Origin of the sequence: Brevundimonas sp. (assembly GCF_030656255.1) — a bacterium.
Classification (GTDB): domain Bacteria; phylum Pseudomonadota; class Alphaproteobacteria; order Caulobacterales; family Caulobacteraceae; genus Brevundimonas.
This window is the reverse complement of the sequence record NZ_JAUSOE010000030.1, coordinates 89421-103318: the sequence shown is the minus strand read 5'-3', so window position 1 is coordinate 103318 and position 13898 is coordinate 89421. Positions and strand designations below refer to the sequence as shown.

The 13898-nt window shown below is 67.2% G+C and carries 17 protein-coding genes; 2 read left to right on the top strand and 15 right to left on the bottom strand.

The annotated features are described in order from the left end of the window. Positions 1–9: 9 nt before the first annotated feature. The 8 genes from Q7J26_RS03655 to Q7J26_RS03620 all read right to left on the bottom strand — a co-directional run bounded on the left by Q7J26_RS03655 (position 10) and on the right by Q7J26_RS03620 (position 7078). Positions 10–3159 (bottom strand): TonB-dependent receptor, encoded by a 3150-nt coding sequence (locus Q7J26_RS03655; protein WP_304935150.1) that lies wholly within the window; start codon positions 3157–3159, stop codon positions 10–12. 97 nt (positions 3160–3256) lie between these two features. After that, positions 3257–4231, bottom strand: coding sequence for a FecR family protein (locus Q7J26_RS03650; RefSeq protein WP_304935149.1), 975 nt, complete (start codon positions 4229–4231; stop codon positions 3257–3259). After that, a complete protein-coding gene (locus tag Q7J26_RS03645) occupies positions 4221–4727 on the bottom strand; it encodes an RNA polymerase sigma factor (RefSeq protein ID WP_304935148.1) in 507 nt (168 codons plus the stop codon). Before Q7J26_RS03645 ends, Q7J26_RS03650 begins: the two co-directional genes overlap by 11 nt. A gap of 176 nt (positions 4728–4903) precedes the next feature. Then, a complete protein-coding gene (locus tag Q7J26_RS03640; RefSeq protein ID WP_304935147.1) occupies positions 4904–5290 on the bottom strand; it encodes a hypothetical protein in 387 nt (128 codons plus the stop codon). Positions 5291–5342: 52 nt separating this feature from the next. Then, on the bottom strand, positions 5343–5768 hold the full coding sequence (locus tag Q7J26_RS03635; RefSeq protein WP_304935146.1) for a hypothetical protein: 426 nt from the start codon (positions 5766–5768) through the stop codon (positions 5343–5345). Then, positions 5768–6106 (bottom strand): hypothetical protein, encoded by a 339-nt coding sequence (locus Q7J26_RS03630; RefSeq protein ID WP_304935145.1) that lies wholly within the window; start codon positions 6104–6106, stop codon positions 5768–5770. The genes Q7J26_RS03635 and Q7J26_RS03630 overlap by 1 nt, the downstream gene beginning before the upstream one ends. Positions 6107–6120: 14 nt before the next feature. Beyond that, positions 6121–6564 (bottom strand): response regulator transcription factor, encoded by a 444-nt coding sequence (locus tag Q7J26_RS03625; RefSeq protein ID WP_304935144.1) that lies wholly within the window; start codon positions 6562–6564, stop codon positions 6121–6123. A gap of 58 nt (positions 6565–6622) precedes the next feature. Next, a complete protein-coding gene (locus Q7J26_RS03620) occupies positions 6623–7078 on the bottom strand; it encodes a helix-turn-helix domain-containing protein (protein WP_304935143.1) in 456 nt (151 codons plus the stop codon). Between the two features lie 176 nt (positions 7079–7254). Here Q7J26_RS03620 and Q7J26_RS03615 point away from each other — a divergent pair, with 176 nt between their 5' ends. Continuing rightward, positions 7255–8355: a Gfo/Idh/MocA family protein gene (locus Q7J26_RS03615; protein ID WP_370651905.1), complete on the top strand. Its 1101-nt coding sequence runs from the start codon at positions 7255–7257 to the stop codon at positions 8353–8355. 131 nt (positions 8356–8486) lie between these two features. Then, a complete protein-coding gene (locus Q7J26_RS03610; RefSeq protein ID WP_304935142.1) occupies positions 8487–9404 on the top strand; it encodes an SMP-30/gluconolactonase/LRE family protein in 918 nt (305 codons plus the stop codon). A gap of 29 nt (positions 9405–9433) precedes the next feature. On the opposite strand, the gene gspM is transcribed toward Q7J26_RS03610, so the two are convergent. The 7 genes from gspM to gspG are packed head-to-tail and all read right to left on the bottom strand — an operon-like array spanning position 9434 to position 13886. Further along, a complete protein-coding gene (gene gspM, locus Q7J26_RS03605) occupies positions 9434–9907 on the bottom strand; it encodes a type II secretion system protein GspM (protein ID WP_304935141.1) in 474 nt (157 codons plus the stop codon). Next, on the bottom strand, positions 9904–11016 hold the full coding sequence (gspL, locus tag Q7J26_RS03600; RefSeq protein WP_304935140.1) for a type II secretion system protein GspL: 1113 nt from the start codon (positions 11014–11016) through the stop codon (positions 9904–9906). The genes gspM and gspL overlap by 4 nt, the downstream gene beginning before the upstream one ends. Next, the gene (gene gspK / locus Q7J26_RS03595; RefSeq protein ID WP_304935139.1) at positions 11013–11999 is read right to left on the bottom strand and encodes a type II secretion system minor pseudopilin GspK; all 987 of its coding nucleotides are present in this window, start codon (positions 11997–11999) and stop codon (positions 11013–11015) included. Before gspK ends, gspL begins: the two co-directional genes overlap by 4 nt. After that, positions 11996–12607: a type II secretion system minor pseudopilin GspJ gene (gene gspJ, locus Q7J26_RS03590; protein WP_304935138.1), complete on the bottom strand. Its 612-nt coding sequence runs from the start codon at positions 12605–12607 to the stop codon at positions 11996–11998. Before gspJ ends, gspK begins: the two co-directional genes overlap by 4 nt. Further along, positions 12604–13011: a type II secretion system minor pseudopilin GspI gene (gene gspI, locus Q7J26_RS03585; protein WP_304935137.1), complete on the bottom strand. Its 408-nt coding sequence runs from the start codon at positions 13009–13011 to the stop codon at positions 12604–12606. Before gspI ends, gspJ begins: the two co-directional genes overlap by 4 nt. Continuing rightward, the gene (locus tag Q7J26_RS03580; RefSeq protein WP_304935136.1) at positions 13004–13468 is read right to left on the bottom strand and encodes a GspH/FimT family pseudopilin; all 465 of its coding nucleotides are present in this window, start codon (positions 13466–13468) and stop codon (positions 13004–13006) included. The genes gspI and Q7J26_RS03580 overlap by 8 nt, the downstream gene beginning before the upstream one ends. After that, positions 13437–13886, bottom strand: a complete 450-nt coding sequence (gene gspG / locus Q7J26_RS03575; RefSeq protein ID WP_304935135.1) for a type II secretion system major pseudopilin GspG — start codon at positions 13884–13886, stop codon at positions 13437–13439. The genes Q7J26_RS03580 and gspG overlap by 32 nt, the downstream gene beginning before the upstream one ends. Positions 13887–13898 lie beyond the last annotated feature (12 nt).

Genomic DNA, 13898 nt, shown 5'->3' with positions numbered 1-13898 from the left:
TCGTCGCCCTCAGAAGACGTAGGTCAGGCCGAGCGAGATCGACCGCCCGTTCTTGATATAGGCGCGGCTGGACTCGGTGCTTGAACCGGCCGTGTACCAATAGGTGTGACTGTCAAAGAGGTTCTGCACCTGCAGAGAAGCGGTTGCGCCGCCCCACAGTTTGCGCCGCACGTTCAGGTCCACAAACTCATAGTCCTGTTCGTAGGGATTATTGCCGAAGTCCTGAATCCCCTCGAGGAACTCGGACTGGTAGCTATAGGCGGCGTAGGCTTCCCAACCGCTGTACTGCCAAAACAGCTGCACATTGGCGATGGCCTCAGGCGTCTCCATCAGCGGCAGGGTGTAGCCCTCGGGGTGCCACGAAATCCCGGTCTCGGCTTCCGAATGCTGCAGGGTCAGGTTCACGCTGGCGCCCAGGCCGGACAGGGCGCCCGGCAACCAGTAAAAGATCTGCTGGGCGCTCATCTCGACGCCGTAAACCTCGGCCCACTTTCCGTTGTTGGGCATGGAGATGGTGACGCCGTCCGGCCCGATGTTCGCCCCTGCGGTGCCGTCGCGAATGTTGCTGGAGGCCGAGCGGAACAGGAAGTTCTCGATATCCTTGTAGAACAAACCCAGCGAATAGGCGCCGGTGTCGCCGTTGTAGCGTTCGATCGACAGGTCGTAGTTGATCGCCTTCATCGGCTTCAGGTCGGGGTTGCCCTGTTCGATGCCGATCAGCACCCAGTCCGAGGTGGGGTTTTCGTCGCCGTCGCCGTCCGGATCGGTGTCGTAGCTATATTCCCGCGCCGACGTCATGCGGGCGATGTCCGGACGGGCGAAGCTGGTCCAGATCGCCGCGCGCACCTTGGTGTTGCGGTTCAGCGCATAGTTCAGATGGATCGACGGCAAGACATTGACGAAATCGCTCTTGTCCGTCGTGAACCGCTCGCCCTGGACCTCGTCCAGCACATAGGCCGAGATGTCGTTGCGCGTGCTCTCGACCCGCAGGCCGCCGATGATCTGGGCGTCGCCGAAGCGGGCCGTGGCCATCAGATAGCCGGCGAGAATGTCTTCCTTGAACTCGAAACTGTCCTCGTTGCTGAGTTCGGCGCTGGAAGGGTCGGTGGCGAAGCCTTCGAAGAAGCTGCTGTCGCCGTTCATCGCCCGGCTCAGTTCCGCCAACATGGCCTGGTTGTCCAGCACGACCCCCAGGCGATAGAGGCCCGTATATTCGCCGTCGAACAGGTCGGTGACCTCCTTGCCGTAGAAGGCCGAGAAGTCCGCCAGGGTCCCATCCGCGTCCAGATCGAGGAATTCGCCGCTATAGGTCGAGCGTTTGGAGGAATAGAATTTCGCCCCGCCCTTCACCGACTCCAGCCAGGGCGAAACGGGCCGCCATTCGGCGTTGAACTGGCCCTGCCAAAGATCCTCCTGCGCCCCGCCGACCTCGCCGGACAGGCCGGCGTAGTCGTATTCGGCCGGGTCCTGCACCGCCGCCATGCCGGCTTCGTTCAGCACCCATTTGGGGAAGCGGCTGTCGCCGAAGTTGACGATGTCGACGCCTTCATTGCCCAGCCAGCCGTACTTGTCGCTGCGGAACTCCATCTCGTAGCTGTCGTCGATATTGTCCTCGGACTTGGCGTAGGATAGGTCGTAGTCCAGCTTCACATCGCCATAGCGGCTGACGCCGCCCAGGTTCAGCGACATCAGCGAACCGGTCTCGCGCGACCCTTCCCAGAAGCGACGCAGGCGAAAGCCCTGAGGATCCCAGGTCCCCGAGGCGCCGTTCAGCGTGTAGTAGGACTTGGTCGATCGGTCCGCATCCGTGATGACGCCGTCGCCGTCCCGGTCAACGATCTGGGCGGTGGTGTAGGAATAGATATTGCCCTTGGCGCCTGAACCTATGATGGCGTCGTCCGGACTGGCCAGACCGGTGGCGGTCTTGTCCACCTGGGTCAGACGGGTCGAGTTTTTCGCCGTGTCGTTGCGGAAGTTCAGCCGGTTGTCGAACTCGTCCTGAGTGTACTCGTTGAACTGGCCGCGAAAGTGGAAGTCATGGCGGTCGCCGCGGTAGTCGAGACTGGCGTTCAGCCCTTTGCGCTCGACCTCGGTCTCGCCGAACGCCAGGTCCATGCCGCGCAGCACGAAAGTATCCGTGTCCCAGCCCAGGCTCTCGCTGTCTTCGTACCAGACGGGGGGCTGGTTATCGCCATCGACGCCGTTCTGTTCGAACTGGGACTTGCGTCGCGACCAGCTGGCGGTGACGAACACGCCCCAGTGGTCGTTGAACTGGCGGCCGAAGGAGCCTGAGATCTCGCCCGACGTCTTGTCGTCGAACTTGTCCAGAAACCCGGCCGAGGCCGACAGGACGCCATAGGTCGGCTTATGGTCGAAGGCCGTGGGCGTGCGGATGTCGATGGAGCCGCCCAGGGCGTCGCCGTCGCGGTCCGGCGTCAGACTCTTGACCACAGTGATGGAGTCGATGCCTTCCGGCGGAAGAAAGCTGAGGCGCACGCCGCGATAAAAGCTGTCGTCCGGCGAGCCGGTGCCGCCGATGCGGACGCCGTTCATGGTGTAGTTGTTCAGCTCGGTCGACAGGCCCCGCATCGTGATCCGGTCGCCCTCGCCCGTGGTGTGGTTGCGCACGGCGTTGACGCCAGGCAGGCGCGACAGGGACTCGGCCACATTATTGGCCGGCAGGTCGCCCATGTCGTCGGCGCTGATGACGTCCGAGATGAAGTCTGCGTCGCGCTTGGCGTCCAGCGAACGGCGCATGCCGGCGGCGTAGCCGACGACCAGGACCTCCTCCAGCTCTGTCGCATTCGGGGTGGGCGCCGACGCCTCGGCCGACTGACGCACCAGGGTCAAAACGCCGCGGACCTCGCGCGCCTCGACGCCGGAGCCCGCGATCATCCGGCGAAGCGCCTCGCGGGGCGTCATCGAGCCGGAAACGGCCTGAGCCCGCAGACCCCGCGTCAGTTCGGGGTCGAAGACGATCTGCAGGCCGGTCTGACGGGACAGGGTCTGGATCGCACGTCCCAGATCCTGCGCCGGGATGTTGAGGGTGGCGCGCGCCTCGGCGCTGCTGGCGGCCTGCCAGGCCTGGGCCGGGGCGGCGGCGGATGTCAGGACGGCGACGGCGGCCGCCGCAAGGAGGCCGGTCTTGTAAATACGCATGTGATAGATCCCCCGCGGCCGAACCTGACCGCTATTGGGGAAGACGACGGACATCGCGGTCCTGACACCCGTCTTGAAAACTTGCTCTATTCGTCACCTAAGCGTCAGACAGCAGATAGTGACCGGCGTCTTTTCGGGTCAGTCTGAGGCCATGAAGCCGGGCGATTGCGGCCAAGGCGTTCTCGGGATTATCGTAAGAGAAGCGGCCGCTCACGAGCGCGCGGCCAAGTTGCGGATCAGAGAGTGAGACCTCCACCCCCGTGGTCCGTTTCAGATCGTCGATCACGCTGATCAGGGTCGTCTCGTCCAGTTCCAACCAGCCCTTGGTCCAGGATGGAAGATCGGTCTCGGCCTCGGGTTGTCGCAGACTGGCGCGTTGCACATCGGCCTTCAGCACCCGCACGCGCTCGCCAGCCCGGATTCTCACGACGTCCCCCTTGGTCGGCGTCACATCGACGGCGCCCTCGAACACCACGACCTCGACCATCGGGCCGTCGAGGGTCTCGAGAGAATCCACGTTGAAGCGCGTGCCGACGGCGGTGATCCGCACCCCTTCGGCTTCCACCGTGAACGGGCGTCCGGCGTCGTGGGCGACTTCGAAGAAGCCTTCGCCGTCCAGTCGCAGTCTCCGTTCCTTCTCTCCCAGCAGGACACGGACCTGGCTCGCGCCATTCAGCCGGACCGCCGACCCATCCGCCAGGGCCACAGCTTGCGGAGCCCCGCGACGACCGACAATCAGATCGCCCCGAAGGGAAGAGGCTGCGCCGAACAGAGCCGCGCAGGCGACACAGGCGGCCAGCCCCGCCGGCGCCCAGACCTTCACCCAGGGCGGCGTCGAGGCGAACAGGCCCGGCTTCGCCGTCCGGTGAGCGGCTCGCCGCGCCGCCCACAGGACAGCAGGATCCGCGATCAGGGCCTCGTGCTGGTCCAGCAGACGCTGTCGGTCCGGCCGTCCCGCCAGCCAGGCGTCCAGATCGGACTGCCGCGTTAGGGTCCAGCAGTCCCCCTGTTTCTCATCCGCCCAAAGGGCCGCCGCCCGGTCGTCGCGAGCGTCAAAAGTTTCAATCGACATGACGCCCCTCCGCCGTCTTGCGAAGCGTCTGAGCGGCGCGACTGTAGTGTTTCTGAACCGCCTCGACCGACATGTTCAATTCGCCGGCGATATGTTCATAGGATTCCTCGCCGGCGCGGCGTCTCACGAACACCTCGCGGCGCACGGCGGGCATAGCGTCCAGGGCTTTCTGACAGAGACGCAGCCGTTGGTTCATGTCCAGCGCTTCCAAGGGCGACGCTGCGCCGTCGGCTTGATGGTCCGTCTCTCCGAAATCGTCAAAGGGGGTGGCTTCGGACCGGCGCGCCCGATCGATCAGAATATTGCGGGCGGCCCGCATCGCATAGGATAGCGGATCCGTGATCAGCGCCACCCGCGCACGGGAAAGCACACGCAGAATAGCCTCCTGCGCCACGTCTTCCGCATCGGCGCTCGACGCCAGTCTGCGTCGCACATAGGCGAGAAGCGCACGATTGTGCGTCACAAGCGCCTGCCCCACCTCGTGCTCGTGACTCACTGGGCAGCCCCCTACCGAAGGGGTCGCTATAGAAGCGGTCCGTAACGAAAACTCGACATCTTGATGTCGGTTTGACTTCGGCGAATGGAGGTCTCCGTCGAGCCAGGCGTGGCCTCCTCAGCGCAGACTTTCCGCCGCACTGGGAAGCCAAGCCTCAGCTCGAGGGTCCACGACGCTCAAGACATGGATGCGGCTTCGCTGGCGCCGGCGGACGCGGCATACTGAAGCTTTTGAGGACGCGACGCTGTCGAAGCGGCCCCCTCCGCCGCCAGACTGCGCGACATCACCCACGCCTGGACGCGGCCCAATGTGGCGAGCGTCTGAGGCGTGAAGCCATCGCCTGAATTGATCACCTCGAGCAGCCAGGCGACCTCCCGTTCGGAAGTGGGCGTATGGGCGAGCAACAGGCTCTCGCACCGTCCAAGACGCGCCTCATAATCGCGCTCGGCCGCGCAGCAGGCTTCGTAGGATGCGAATTCATCGGGCAAGAAGCCGTCGAAGCGGCGAAGGTTGTCCCATTCGGCGAACAGGTCGGCGAATGTCGGCGTTTGGCTCTCGGCCATGGTGAAATCTCCTCGCCTCCGCCCTTGGCGGCGGCGAAATCAATAAGGTGGGTTAGGCCGGGGCGCCGGGCAGCAGTCGATACCGACGCACCAGATGGGCTTCGTAGGCGCCGGCCAGAAGCACGATCAGCAAGGCGATCCAGGTCGCGAGCCGAACCGTGACAGCCGTCCAGTTGTAGATGAAGGCGGGGCCCAGGGCGGCGAAATGGGTCAGGACAACCGCGACCTGCAGGCCGGCGGCGAACAGAAGCCACCAGCGGTCCGCCCGCATCGCCAGACCGATCAGTCCGATCGCGCAGGCCATATCCACCAGGGCGACGCCCCAGCGGACATCCCCGTGCATCAGATGCTGCGCCAATGGGCTGAGCACCATGTCCGCCAGCAGAAACGCAGCGGCCCAGCGGTCGGCGCGGCCGCCCCAGACGACCGGCGCGGCCAGAGCGGCCAGACTGACGATCAGGAGCCCCGTCTGGAGCATCAGACCTCCAGCACCCGCGCCGTCGCTCCGGCGGCAGGCTGATCCTTGCCTTCAAGCGGTCCGCCGGCCGTGACGGTTATGCCGAGCGTGCGGGCGATGCGCGCCAGCCGGTCATGACTGGCCACGAGCCTGGATCGGCCCTCGACAAGCGCCCCGGCCGCCGCCTGGACGTCGACCAAGGCCTGATGTCCGGCCTGCGCGGCGAACAGGGCGCCGGCGCGGTGACGCGTCATATCGTGGGTCAGAAGGCTGATTTCGGCGAGCGCCTGATCCAGCGCCTGTTCCGCCGTCTGAAGGCGTTGCGCGATGAGGTTGGCGAAGTCGGTCTTGTGATTCATGGCGAGGATCTCGGCTAAGAAGGCCGCCATGCGTCGAGCGTCGAGAAGATCGTCATCACTAAAGACGTCAAACCGCCCAGAACGAGCAGCCAGAGCGCCGTCACGCCGACGATGACGCCCAGTCGAATGAACCGGTTCGCCGGAGGCGGCCGCCAAAAGCGCGCCGCCCAGGGCCGGTCGTCGATCGGGTTCCCCACGCCCGGCGAGACAGCCGGACGCAATCGTTCTGGCAGCCGTTCGGCCAGCTCGGCATCGGTCATTCCGGCGCCTGGGTATTGAATGCCCAGCGCCTGGGCCGCTGCCCGCCGGTGGCTCGTTCCGAGTTTGGCGTTGGCGCTTTGCAGATAGTTCGCCACCGTGCTGGGCGTGATGCCCAGAACCTCCGCGATCTCCTGATTTGACAGTCTAAGGCCGGCCAGTTGCACGCATTCGATCTCGCGCCGCGTCAGTCGCCCCATCGCCTAGCGTCCGTTCCGCGAATGGGCTCGCCGTCCGCCACGGACAGCGAGACAGAGGCTAGACATCGATTTCCGCGCCGGTCTCGGCCGGAACCCGGGCCAGTTGCTGGATCAGGTCCAGAACAAGCTTCTGGTTTCGCGCCGACAGCTCGAGCGCTCGCCGGGCGATCTCGGCCGTATGTTTTGTGGTTGCGCCTCCCGGCCGCGCCTCTGACGCATCGGGCAAACCCAGACCCTCGAAGAAATAGTTGAGATCGACGTTCAGAAACTCCGCCATCTCCCACAGACGCGAGGCGGCGATCCGATTGCTGCCACGCTCGTATTTCTGGATCTGCTGGAAGGTGACCCCGGCCGCCAGCGCCAGTTGAGCCTGACTGTAGCGCAGCGCCTGACGGCGCTCGGCGACGCGCCGGCCAACATGCAGGTCCACGGGATTGGGGTTATCGCCTTGAGGCGTCTTGATCGCGACTTTTGCCATGGCGAAAGCTAGCCTTTGTCCGGCGCGAGTCGTCAAGCCGCCTAACGCTCTCACCGACGTTTGCAACAGGTGCGGAGGACGCCGACAGTCATCCCTGCGAGGTGCGACAGGATGATGGCTTGTCCTGACGGGAAAACGCTTCTGTACTCGTCCATCGACGCGATGCCAGATCAGCCGTCGAGGCGACCGCCGTTAAAATCGAAACAAGCCTGATGATCATGAAACCCACGCGCCGATCCCTCATGAAACTGGGTGCTGCAGCCAGCCTGGCGCCGGCGCCGAGTCTGGCCCAAACGGCGCTCCCCGATCGGCGGCTGGGATATGCCATCGTGGGTCTGGGCGGCTATGCGGACGTCATCCTGCCGCGCTTCGCCGAATGTCGCCATTCGCGCCTCGCCGCTCTGGTCAGCGGGTCCCCGGAAAAGGCGCGCCGTTACGCAGAGCGATACGGCGTATCCCAAGACGGCCTCTACACCTACGACAGCTTCGACCAGATCCGCGACAATCCGAACGTCGACATCGTCTATGTGATCCTGCCCAATGGGCTGCACCACCAGTACACCCTGCGGGCCGCCGCGGCCGGCAAACATGTCCTTTGCGAAAAGCCGATGGCCAATACGGCGGCCGAGGCGGAAGCCATGATCGCGGCCTGCAAGGCCGCCGACCGCAAGCTGATGATCGGCTATCGCTGCCATTTCGAAGCGGCCAATCGCGAGGCGATGCGGGTCGTCCGCGCCGGCGAAATCGGTCGTCCGCGCATCGTGACGGCCGAACATGGATTCAACATCGGCGACCCCGCCCAATGGCGGCTGAACCGCGCCCTGGCGGGCGGCGGCTCGCTGATGGACATCGGCATCTACAGCCTGCAGGCGGCCCGCTATCTGACCGGCGAAGAACCGGTCGAGGTCGTGGCGCTCGAATCCACGGACCGGTCGGATATTCGATTTAAGGAGGTTGAGGACACGATCAACTTCCAGCTTCGTTTCCCGTCCGGCGCCGTCGCCGACTGCGTCTCGACCTATGGCTCCAATCACAACCGCTTCCGTATCGTCGGCACGGACGGCTGGGTGGATGCGGAGCCGGCCACCGCCTATTCCGGCAATCGCCTGCGCCGGATGAAGGACTGGCGCACCGAAGACCATGCGGTTCCCGAGACGCCCCAGAACCAGTTTTCGGCTCAGCTGGATCACCTGTCCCAATGCGTGATGACCGGCGCCGAGCCCATCGTCTCGGGCGAGGAAGGCCTTCGGGATCTGCGGATCATCGAAGCCATCTATCAATCCGCCCGCGAGCGTCGCGCCGTCTCGCTCTGACGCCCGCCCTTCCCCTTAACTCCCGGAGTCTCGCCCTGCCCCTCTCTCGTCGTCTCGTTCTTGCGGGCAGCCTCGCTGGAAGCCTCGTCGGCGCCGGCTGCGCCTCGGCCCGCTCCGCCTCTGCTTCCCACGTGATCCGCCACGACCCGGCGCTGGACCGCCTGGTCGCCCCGGACGCGCGGCTGGAGACGCTCGCCTCGGGCTTCACCTGGTCCGAAGGCCCGGTGTGGATCGCCGACGGCGGCTATCTGCTGTTCAGCGACGTGCCCGAGAACCGGATCCATCGCTGGTCGGAACGGGACGGCCTCTCTGTCTTCATGGAGCCGTCGGGCTATGATGGGCCGGACGCCTCGGTCTTTCGTGAGCCAGGGTCGAACGGTTTGATCGTCGGCCCCGGCGGCTCGATCCTGATGGCCGATCATGGCGCCCGCGCCATCGCGCGCGTCGATCTGGCCACCCGCGCCAAGACCCTGCTGGCGACCCGCTATGGCGACGCCCGCTTCAGTTCGCCCAATGACCTGGTCCAGGCGTCGAACGGCGCGATCTTCTTCACCGACCCGCCCTATGGGCTGAAGGACATGGACCGTTCGCCGCTGAAGGAGACGGCCTACAACGGCGTCTATCGGCTGGATCCCGAAGGCGCCGTAACGCTGCTGGACGACAGTCTCACCTTCCCCAACGGCGTCGGCCTGTCGCCGGATCAGCGCACCCTCTATGTGGCGGTCTCGGATCCCGAACACCCGTTATTGCTGGCCTATGATCTGACCCAGACCGGCCCGGCGATGAAGTCGCGGGTGCTGATGGACTTCTCCGACCAGGTCGGGCCGTCCAATCCAGGCCTGCCGGATGGTCTGGCCGTTGATCGCGCGGGCCATCTGTTCGCCACCGGTCCCGGCGGGATCCATGTTCTGACCCCCGAGGGGCGCAGCCTGGGCCGCATCGACACAGGCGGGGCGGCGGCGAACTGCACCTTCGGCGAGGACGGCCGGAGCCTGTTCATCACGGCCGGTGACCGGCTTCTGCGCCTGAGGACCTTGACCCTGGGGTAAGGCGCTGCAGAACCGCGCTCACGCGTGGCTCAGCTGGCGGGCGCCAGCGCGCCCTCGACGCTGATCGTCGCATCGGCGTTTTCGACGACGTTCAGCGTCGTGGCCTCGACCTTGCGGTCATGCAGGGCCGCCAGCCAGCCGAAGGCCGCCGCGCTGGAGACATTGGTCAGGCTGAAGCCCAGACCGCCGTCCGACGACATGCCCATGATCGGCGTCACCCCGGTGATCGACCCCACCTCGGCGACCACCGCCGCGACATCGACGTCGCTGCTGGCGGCGTCGGTCCGCACCATACGACCCGTCGCCGTCTGAACCAGGACCAGATCGGCCTCGGCCACGGCCCGCGCCTCGGCCGCATCGGCCCGCCAGGCCCAGGCCGGACGAACGATCAGCAGCCAGACCAGAACGGCGGCGATCGCCAGGCCCATCACCGCCAGCATCCGCTGCTCGCGCAGGGTGCGGCCGTCCCACCAGGCGGCGGCTTGAGACATCAGGCCGTTCATGCGGCGCCTCCCACGATGATTTCACTGACCACCCGCCCGCCGTCCTCGACGGTCGAGGCGTCGGACATGGACAGGCCCGAGGCGGCCAGGGCGGTCCTCAAGGTCTCCAGATCCGAAAAGGCCGGATAGCTGACGGTCGCGCGCACCCCCTGGCCGGGATCGGCGCTCAGACTGTCCAGTTCCGCGCCCTCGACCTGTTCCACGGCAGCGAACAGGGCGGCGCTGACCGAGGCCAGGCCGCCCGGCGGCGGGGCCACGGCGATCTGGCGACGCGCCGCCTCCATCGGATCGCTGGCGCGGGCGGCGTCGGGCAGGGTTTCGCTGATCAGGGCCAGGGTCCGGCGTTCGGCCCGGTCGGCGGCGACCTGATCGCGCGCGCCGGCGGCCAGGGTCAGGATCAGGGGCGACACCACCAGAGCCGCCGCCAGACCGGCCGCCAACCGCCAGCCGCCCGCCCGGACCTCGCGCCTGCGCTCCAGGCCGGACAACAGATCAACGGCCGGCGCCGCCGCTGCGGCCGCCAGCAGCCGCTCCATCGTCTCGGGATCGTCCACGCGGATCAACGGGCGCCCGCCCGCCACCGCCTCGACCAGATCGGACTGGACCGTGGCCGCGAAATCCATGCCGCGCAGACCCATGTCGGCCCCGAAGACGGCGGCGCTGAGCGCGTCGTCCGCCGGCGCCGGCAGGATCAGACAGTCGGGCACAACGGCGGCCGGCGTCACGCCCAGGGCGGCCAGATAGTCGATCCACGCCTCCAGCAGACCCGCACCCACGGCGGCGACCAGACGCGGCCCCTCGCCGACGACCGGGCCCAGGGCCACGACCGTGCGCTCAGGATCGCCGGCCAGATCGTCCTTCAAGGCCCAACGCGCCGCCGCCCGCACCTGGGCCGCCCCGCCGACCGGCAGGTCCAGCCAGCGCACCAGGACATCGGCGCCCGGGGCGACGGCCACCGTTCGCAGATCGGGGCGGACATCGGGCGCCGCGGCCGAGTCTTCCAGCAACAGGGAGCCGCGTTGCAGCACCCGTCCCCCGGCGTCGAACGTCAGGAAGGGCGCCGGCATCGAGGCCGCCGGGGGGATGATGACGATACGGGTCTGGCTCATTCTTCAGGGGTCCAGCGGCGAATGACAGTGCGCACGGCGCCGTCCGGCGCGGCGTACAGGAGAGCAGTGCGGACGGCGTGGGCGCCGCCGTAATCGATATCGACCCGAAGATCGAAATAGCGTGTCAACAGCGAGACTTGCCCGCTTGTCTCCTCATCAGGCGTGAAGCCCTTGAGCGCCGGCTGGCCCCAGAAGGCGTCGACGCTGGACCAGCCCAGAACCGGCCGCGCGGCGATGGCGGCGCGCGCGCCCTGAAGTCCCACTTCACCTTGGGTCAGCATGACCAGCAGGGGCGCCTCGGCCGGGGTCAGGGTGTTGATGTTCAGCGTGGTCTGGGTGGTCGCCGGCAGGGCGCAGACATAGGGGCGCAGCCGCCGATACAGGTCGTCGTCCATATTGGCGACCGCCCGCATCTCGCTGACGTCCGCCAGGATGACGCCGCCGGTGCGATACGGCGTGGACAGGCCGGCGTAACGCGCATCCTCGGCCCCGCCGGGCGAAGCTTCGGCGTCATTGTCCATCCAGTCGGTCAGGGCGGCGGCCGCAGCCGCCATCCGGGCGCGCGACAGGCCCAGGGCGGCCCCCAGGGCGACGAACTGGGTCGTGGCTTCGGGGCGGGGGAACAGGTCCTCGCCCTGGCCGAACACCAGGCTGTTCAGGTTGAAACAGGCTTGGCCGTCCGTGATCACGGCGCGGATCGTCCCCTCCTCCACCGGAAACTCCAGCACTCGGCCGTTCCAGCGCGGCTCCAGCGGGGTGCGGGCGGGATCGGCCTTCATCAGGTCGGCGATCTGGCGCCGCGCCAGACTTTCGGCGCCGGCGGCGTACCATTGGGCCTGGGCCTGGGTCTCGGCGTTGGTGGTGCGGCGCACCGAGAAGCGCACGTCGTCCAGAATGGCGACCGCCACGACCGCCATCACCGCCACCAGCAGCAGCACGGTCAGCAGGGCCATGCCCTCGCGCGATCCCCGCAGCCGTCTCATGCAGCGGCGACCAGGAACAGCTGATCCAGGCGGCCGAAACCGTCCAGGGTCATGACGATCCGCACCGCGTCCGGCAACGGCCGGTCGCTGGTCGAGATGAAGGCCGGGGCCTCGGATCCGTTCAGGATGAAGGTCACTGTTGCGTCCTTGACCCCGCGATACAGAACCTGGGGCGGTCCAGCGCGGGCGCCGTCAAGATAGGGGGAGACGCGACGTTCCAGCCGATCCTCGACCACCCGGTATTCGACCCTCTGCAGCGATGGGCGCGCCGCCCCATCCGGATTGGACCACCCGTTGCGAACCAGGACCAGAATAGGGTCGCTGGGCGTCTCCTGCCCCATCAGGGCGCGCGGCAGGGGCCGGCCGGTCGGGCCGCGCGTGCGACGCGGCGCCGCCTGGGCCAGATCGGCCTTCAGCAGGGCGCGCGTCCGCTGCAGATCGCCGGTGCGGTCGGTCTCGGCGCGAATGGCGAACCGGGTGTCGATGGTCTGACTCAGCACCAGGGCGCCGGCCCCGGCCAACAGGGCGAAGATGGCCAGCGAGACCAGGACCTCGACCAGGGTGAACCCCGCCCGCCGATCCCGCGGCTTCGTACCCGACGGCCTCATGCCCCGGCCGCCCGGAACAGGACGCGGTCCGCCACCTGGCCCTCTTCAGTGAAGACCCGCACGTCGATCCGGCCCATGCCGGCGACTTCCGTCCCGGTGACAACGCGACGCCAGCGCCAGACGCGGCCGGCCATCTGGGTTTCGCCGCTGACTTCGCCGACCGGCAGGCTGGGCGCGATCATGGCCTCGGCTGCAACATTCTCGGCCACCAGACCGCCCAGGGTGCGCGCCTCGACGCGCACGGCGGAACGGGTGCTCTCGCCCGACAGGTTCAACAGGGCCATGGCCGCCAGGGCGAACACCGCCAGGGCCACCAGCATTTCGATCAACGTAAACCCGGCGCGGGCGTGTTGAGCCCTGCCGCTCGCCGGGCGGCGTCGCCACGCTGGGGCGAAGTCAACCATGGATCGACACCTCGCCCGCGCCATCGACCGTGACGGTGCGGGACTGGTTGTCGCGGGTCAGCCGGACGCGCGCCGGGTCGGCCACGCCGGTAGGATCGAAGACGATGCGCACGGGATCCGCCGGCGCTGCGACGCCCTCGCCCCAGGTGCGGGCGATGAAGACGCCGTTCAGCGGCGTCCAGACGGCGCCGTCGAAACTGGAAAAGCCGTAGCCGGCCGTGTCCGCATCGGCCGCCACCGGCCGATTGGTCAGGATCGCCTCCTCGCGGGCGCGCGACAGTCGGGCGGCGAACTGCTCCGCCTCCAGGCCCACGGCGGGTCGAGGGTCAGGCAAGGACAGGGCCACCGCCCCCGCCGCCAATCCGATGACGGCCACCGTGACCATCAGCTCGACGAGGGTGAATCCAGAACGGCGACGCTGAAGGCTAGCCCTGCCAGTTGCCGAGGTCCGCGTCATTGCCCTCGCCCCCTTCCTTGCCGTCCGCCCCAAGGGAGTAGACGTCGAACTGCTGGCCGTGCGCGCTCTGGCGACGGTAGCGGTAGGGGTTGCCCCACGGGTCTTCCGGCAGACGGCGCACATAGCCGCCCTGACGATAGCGTTCCGGCTGGGTCAGACCGGCCGGCGCCGCGACCAGGGCCTCGAGTCCCTGCTGGTCGGTGGGGAAGTTCAGATTGTCCAGGCGATAGGTCTCGATCGCCTGTTCCAGAACCGAGATATCCGCCTTGGCCTTGCCGACCATGGCCCGGTCCTGGCTGGGCAGGACGTTCAGGGCGACGACCGTCGCCAGCAGGCCGATGATGACGATGACCACCATCAGCTCGACCAGGGTGAAACCCTGACGCTTCTTACGCTTGTTCTGATTTTCTGACGTCATCACTAAACTCTC

Coding starts and splice junctions, on each gene's coding strand:
- Q7J26_RS03655 (WP_304935150.1), bottom strand. CDS start 3,159: ATGCGTATTTACAAGACCGGCCTCCTTGCGGCGGCCGCCGTCGCCGTC.
- Q7J26_RS03650 (WP_304935149.1), bottom strand. CDS start 4,231: ATGTCGATTGAAACTTTTGACGCTCGCGACGACCGGGCGGCGGCCCTT.
- Q7J26_RS03640 (WP_304935147.1), bottom strand. CDS start 5,290: ATGGCCGAGAGCCAAACGCCGACATTCGCCGACCTGTTCGCCGAATGG.
- Q7J26_RS03635 (WP_304935146.1), bottom strand. CDS start 5,768: ATGCTCCAGACGGGGCTCCTGATCGTCAGTCTGGCCGCTCTGGCCGCG.
- Q7J26_RS03630 (WP_304935145.1), bottom strand. CDS start 6,106: ATGAATCACAAGACCGACTTCGCCAACCTCATCGCGCAACGCCTTCAG.
- Q7J26_RS03625 (WP_304935144.1), bottom strand. CDS start 6,564: ATGGGGCGACTGACGCGGCGCGAGATCGAATGCGTGCAACTGGCCGGC.
- Q7J26_RS03615 (WP_370651905.1), top strand. CDS start 7,255: ATGATCATGAAACCCACGCGCCGATCCCTCATGAAACTGGGTGCTGCA.
- gspM (WP_304935141.1), bottom strand. CDS start 9,907: ATGAACGGCCTGATGTCTCAAGCCGCCGCCTGGTGGGACGGCCGCACC.
- gspL (WP_304935140.1), bottom strand. CDS start 11,016: ATGAGCCAGACCCGTATCGTCATCATCCCCCCGGCGGCCTCGATGCCG.
- gspK (WP_304935139.1), bottom strand. CDS start 11,999: ATGAGACGGCTGCGGGGATCGCGCGAGGGCATGGCCCTGCTGACCGTG.
- gspJ (WP_304935138.1), bottom strand. CDS start 12,607: ATGAGGCCGTCGGGTACGAAGCCGCGGGATCGGCGGGCGGGGTTCACC.
- gspI (WP_304935137.1), bottom strand. CDS start 13,011: ATGGTTGACTTCGCCCCAGCGTGGCGACGCCGCCCGGCGAGCGGCAGG.
- Q7J26_RS03580 (WP_304935136.1), bottom strand. CDS start 13,468: ATGACGCGGACCTCGGCAACTGGCAGGGCTAGCCTTCAGCGTCGCCGT.
- gspG (WP_304935135.1), bottom strand. CDS start 13,886: ATGACGTCAGAAAATCAGAACAAGCGTAAGAAGCGTCAGGGTTTCACC.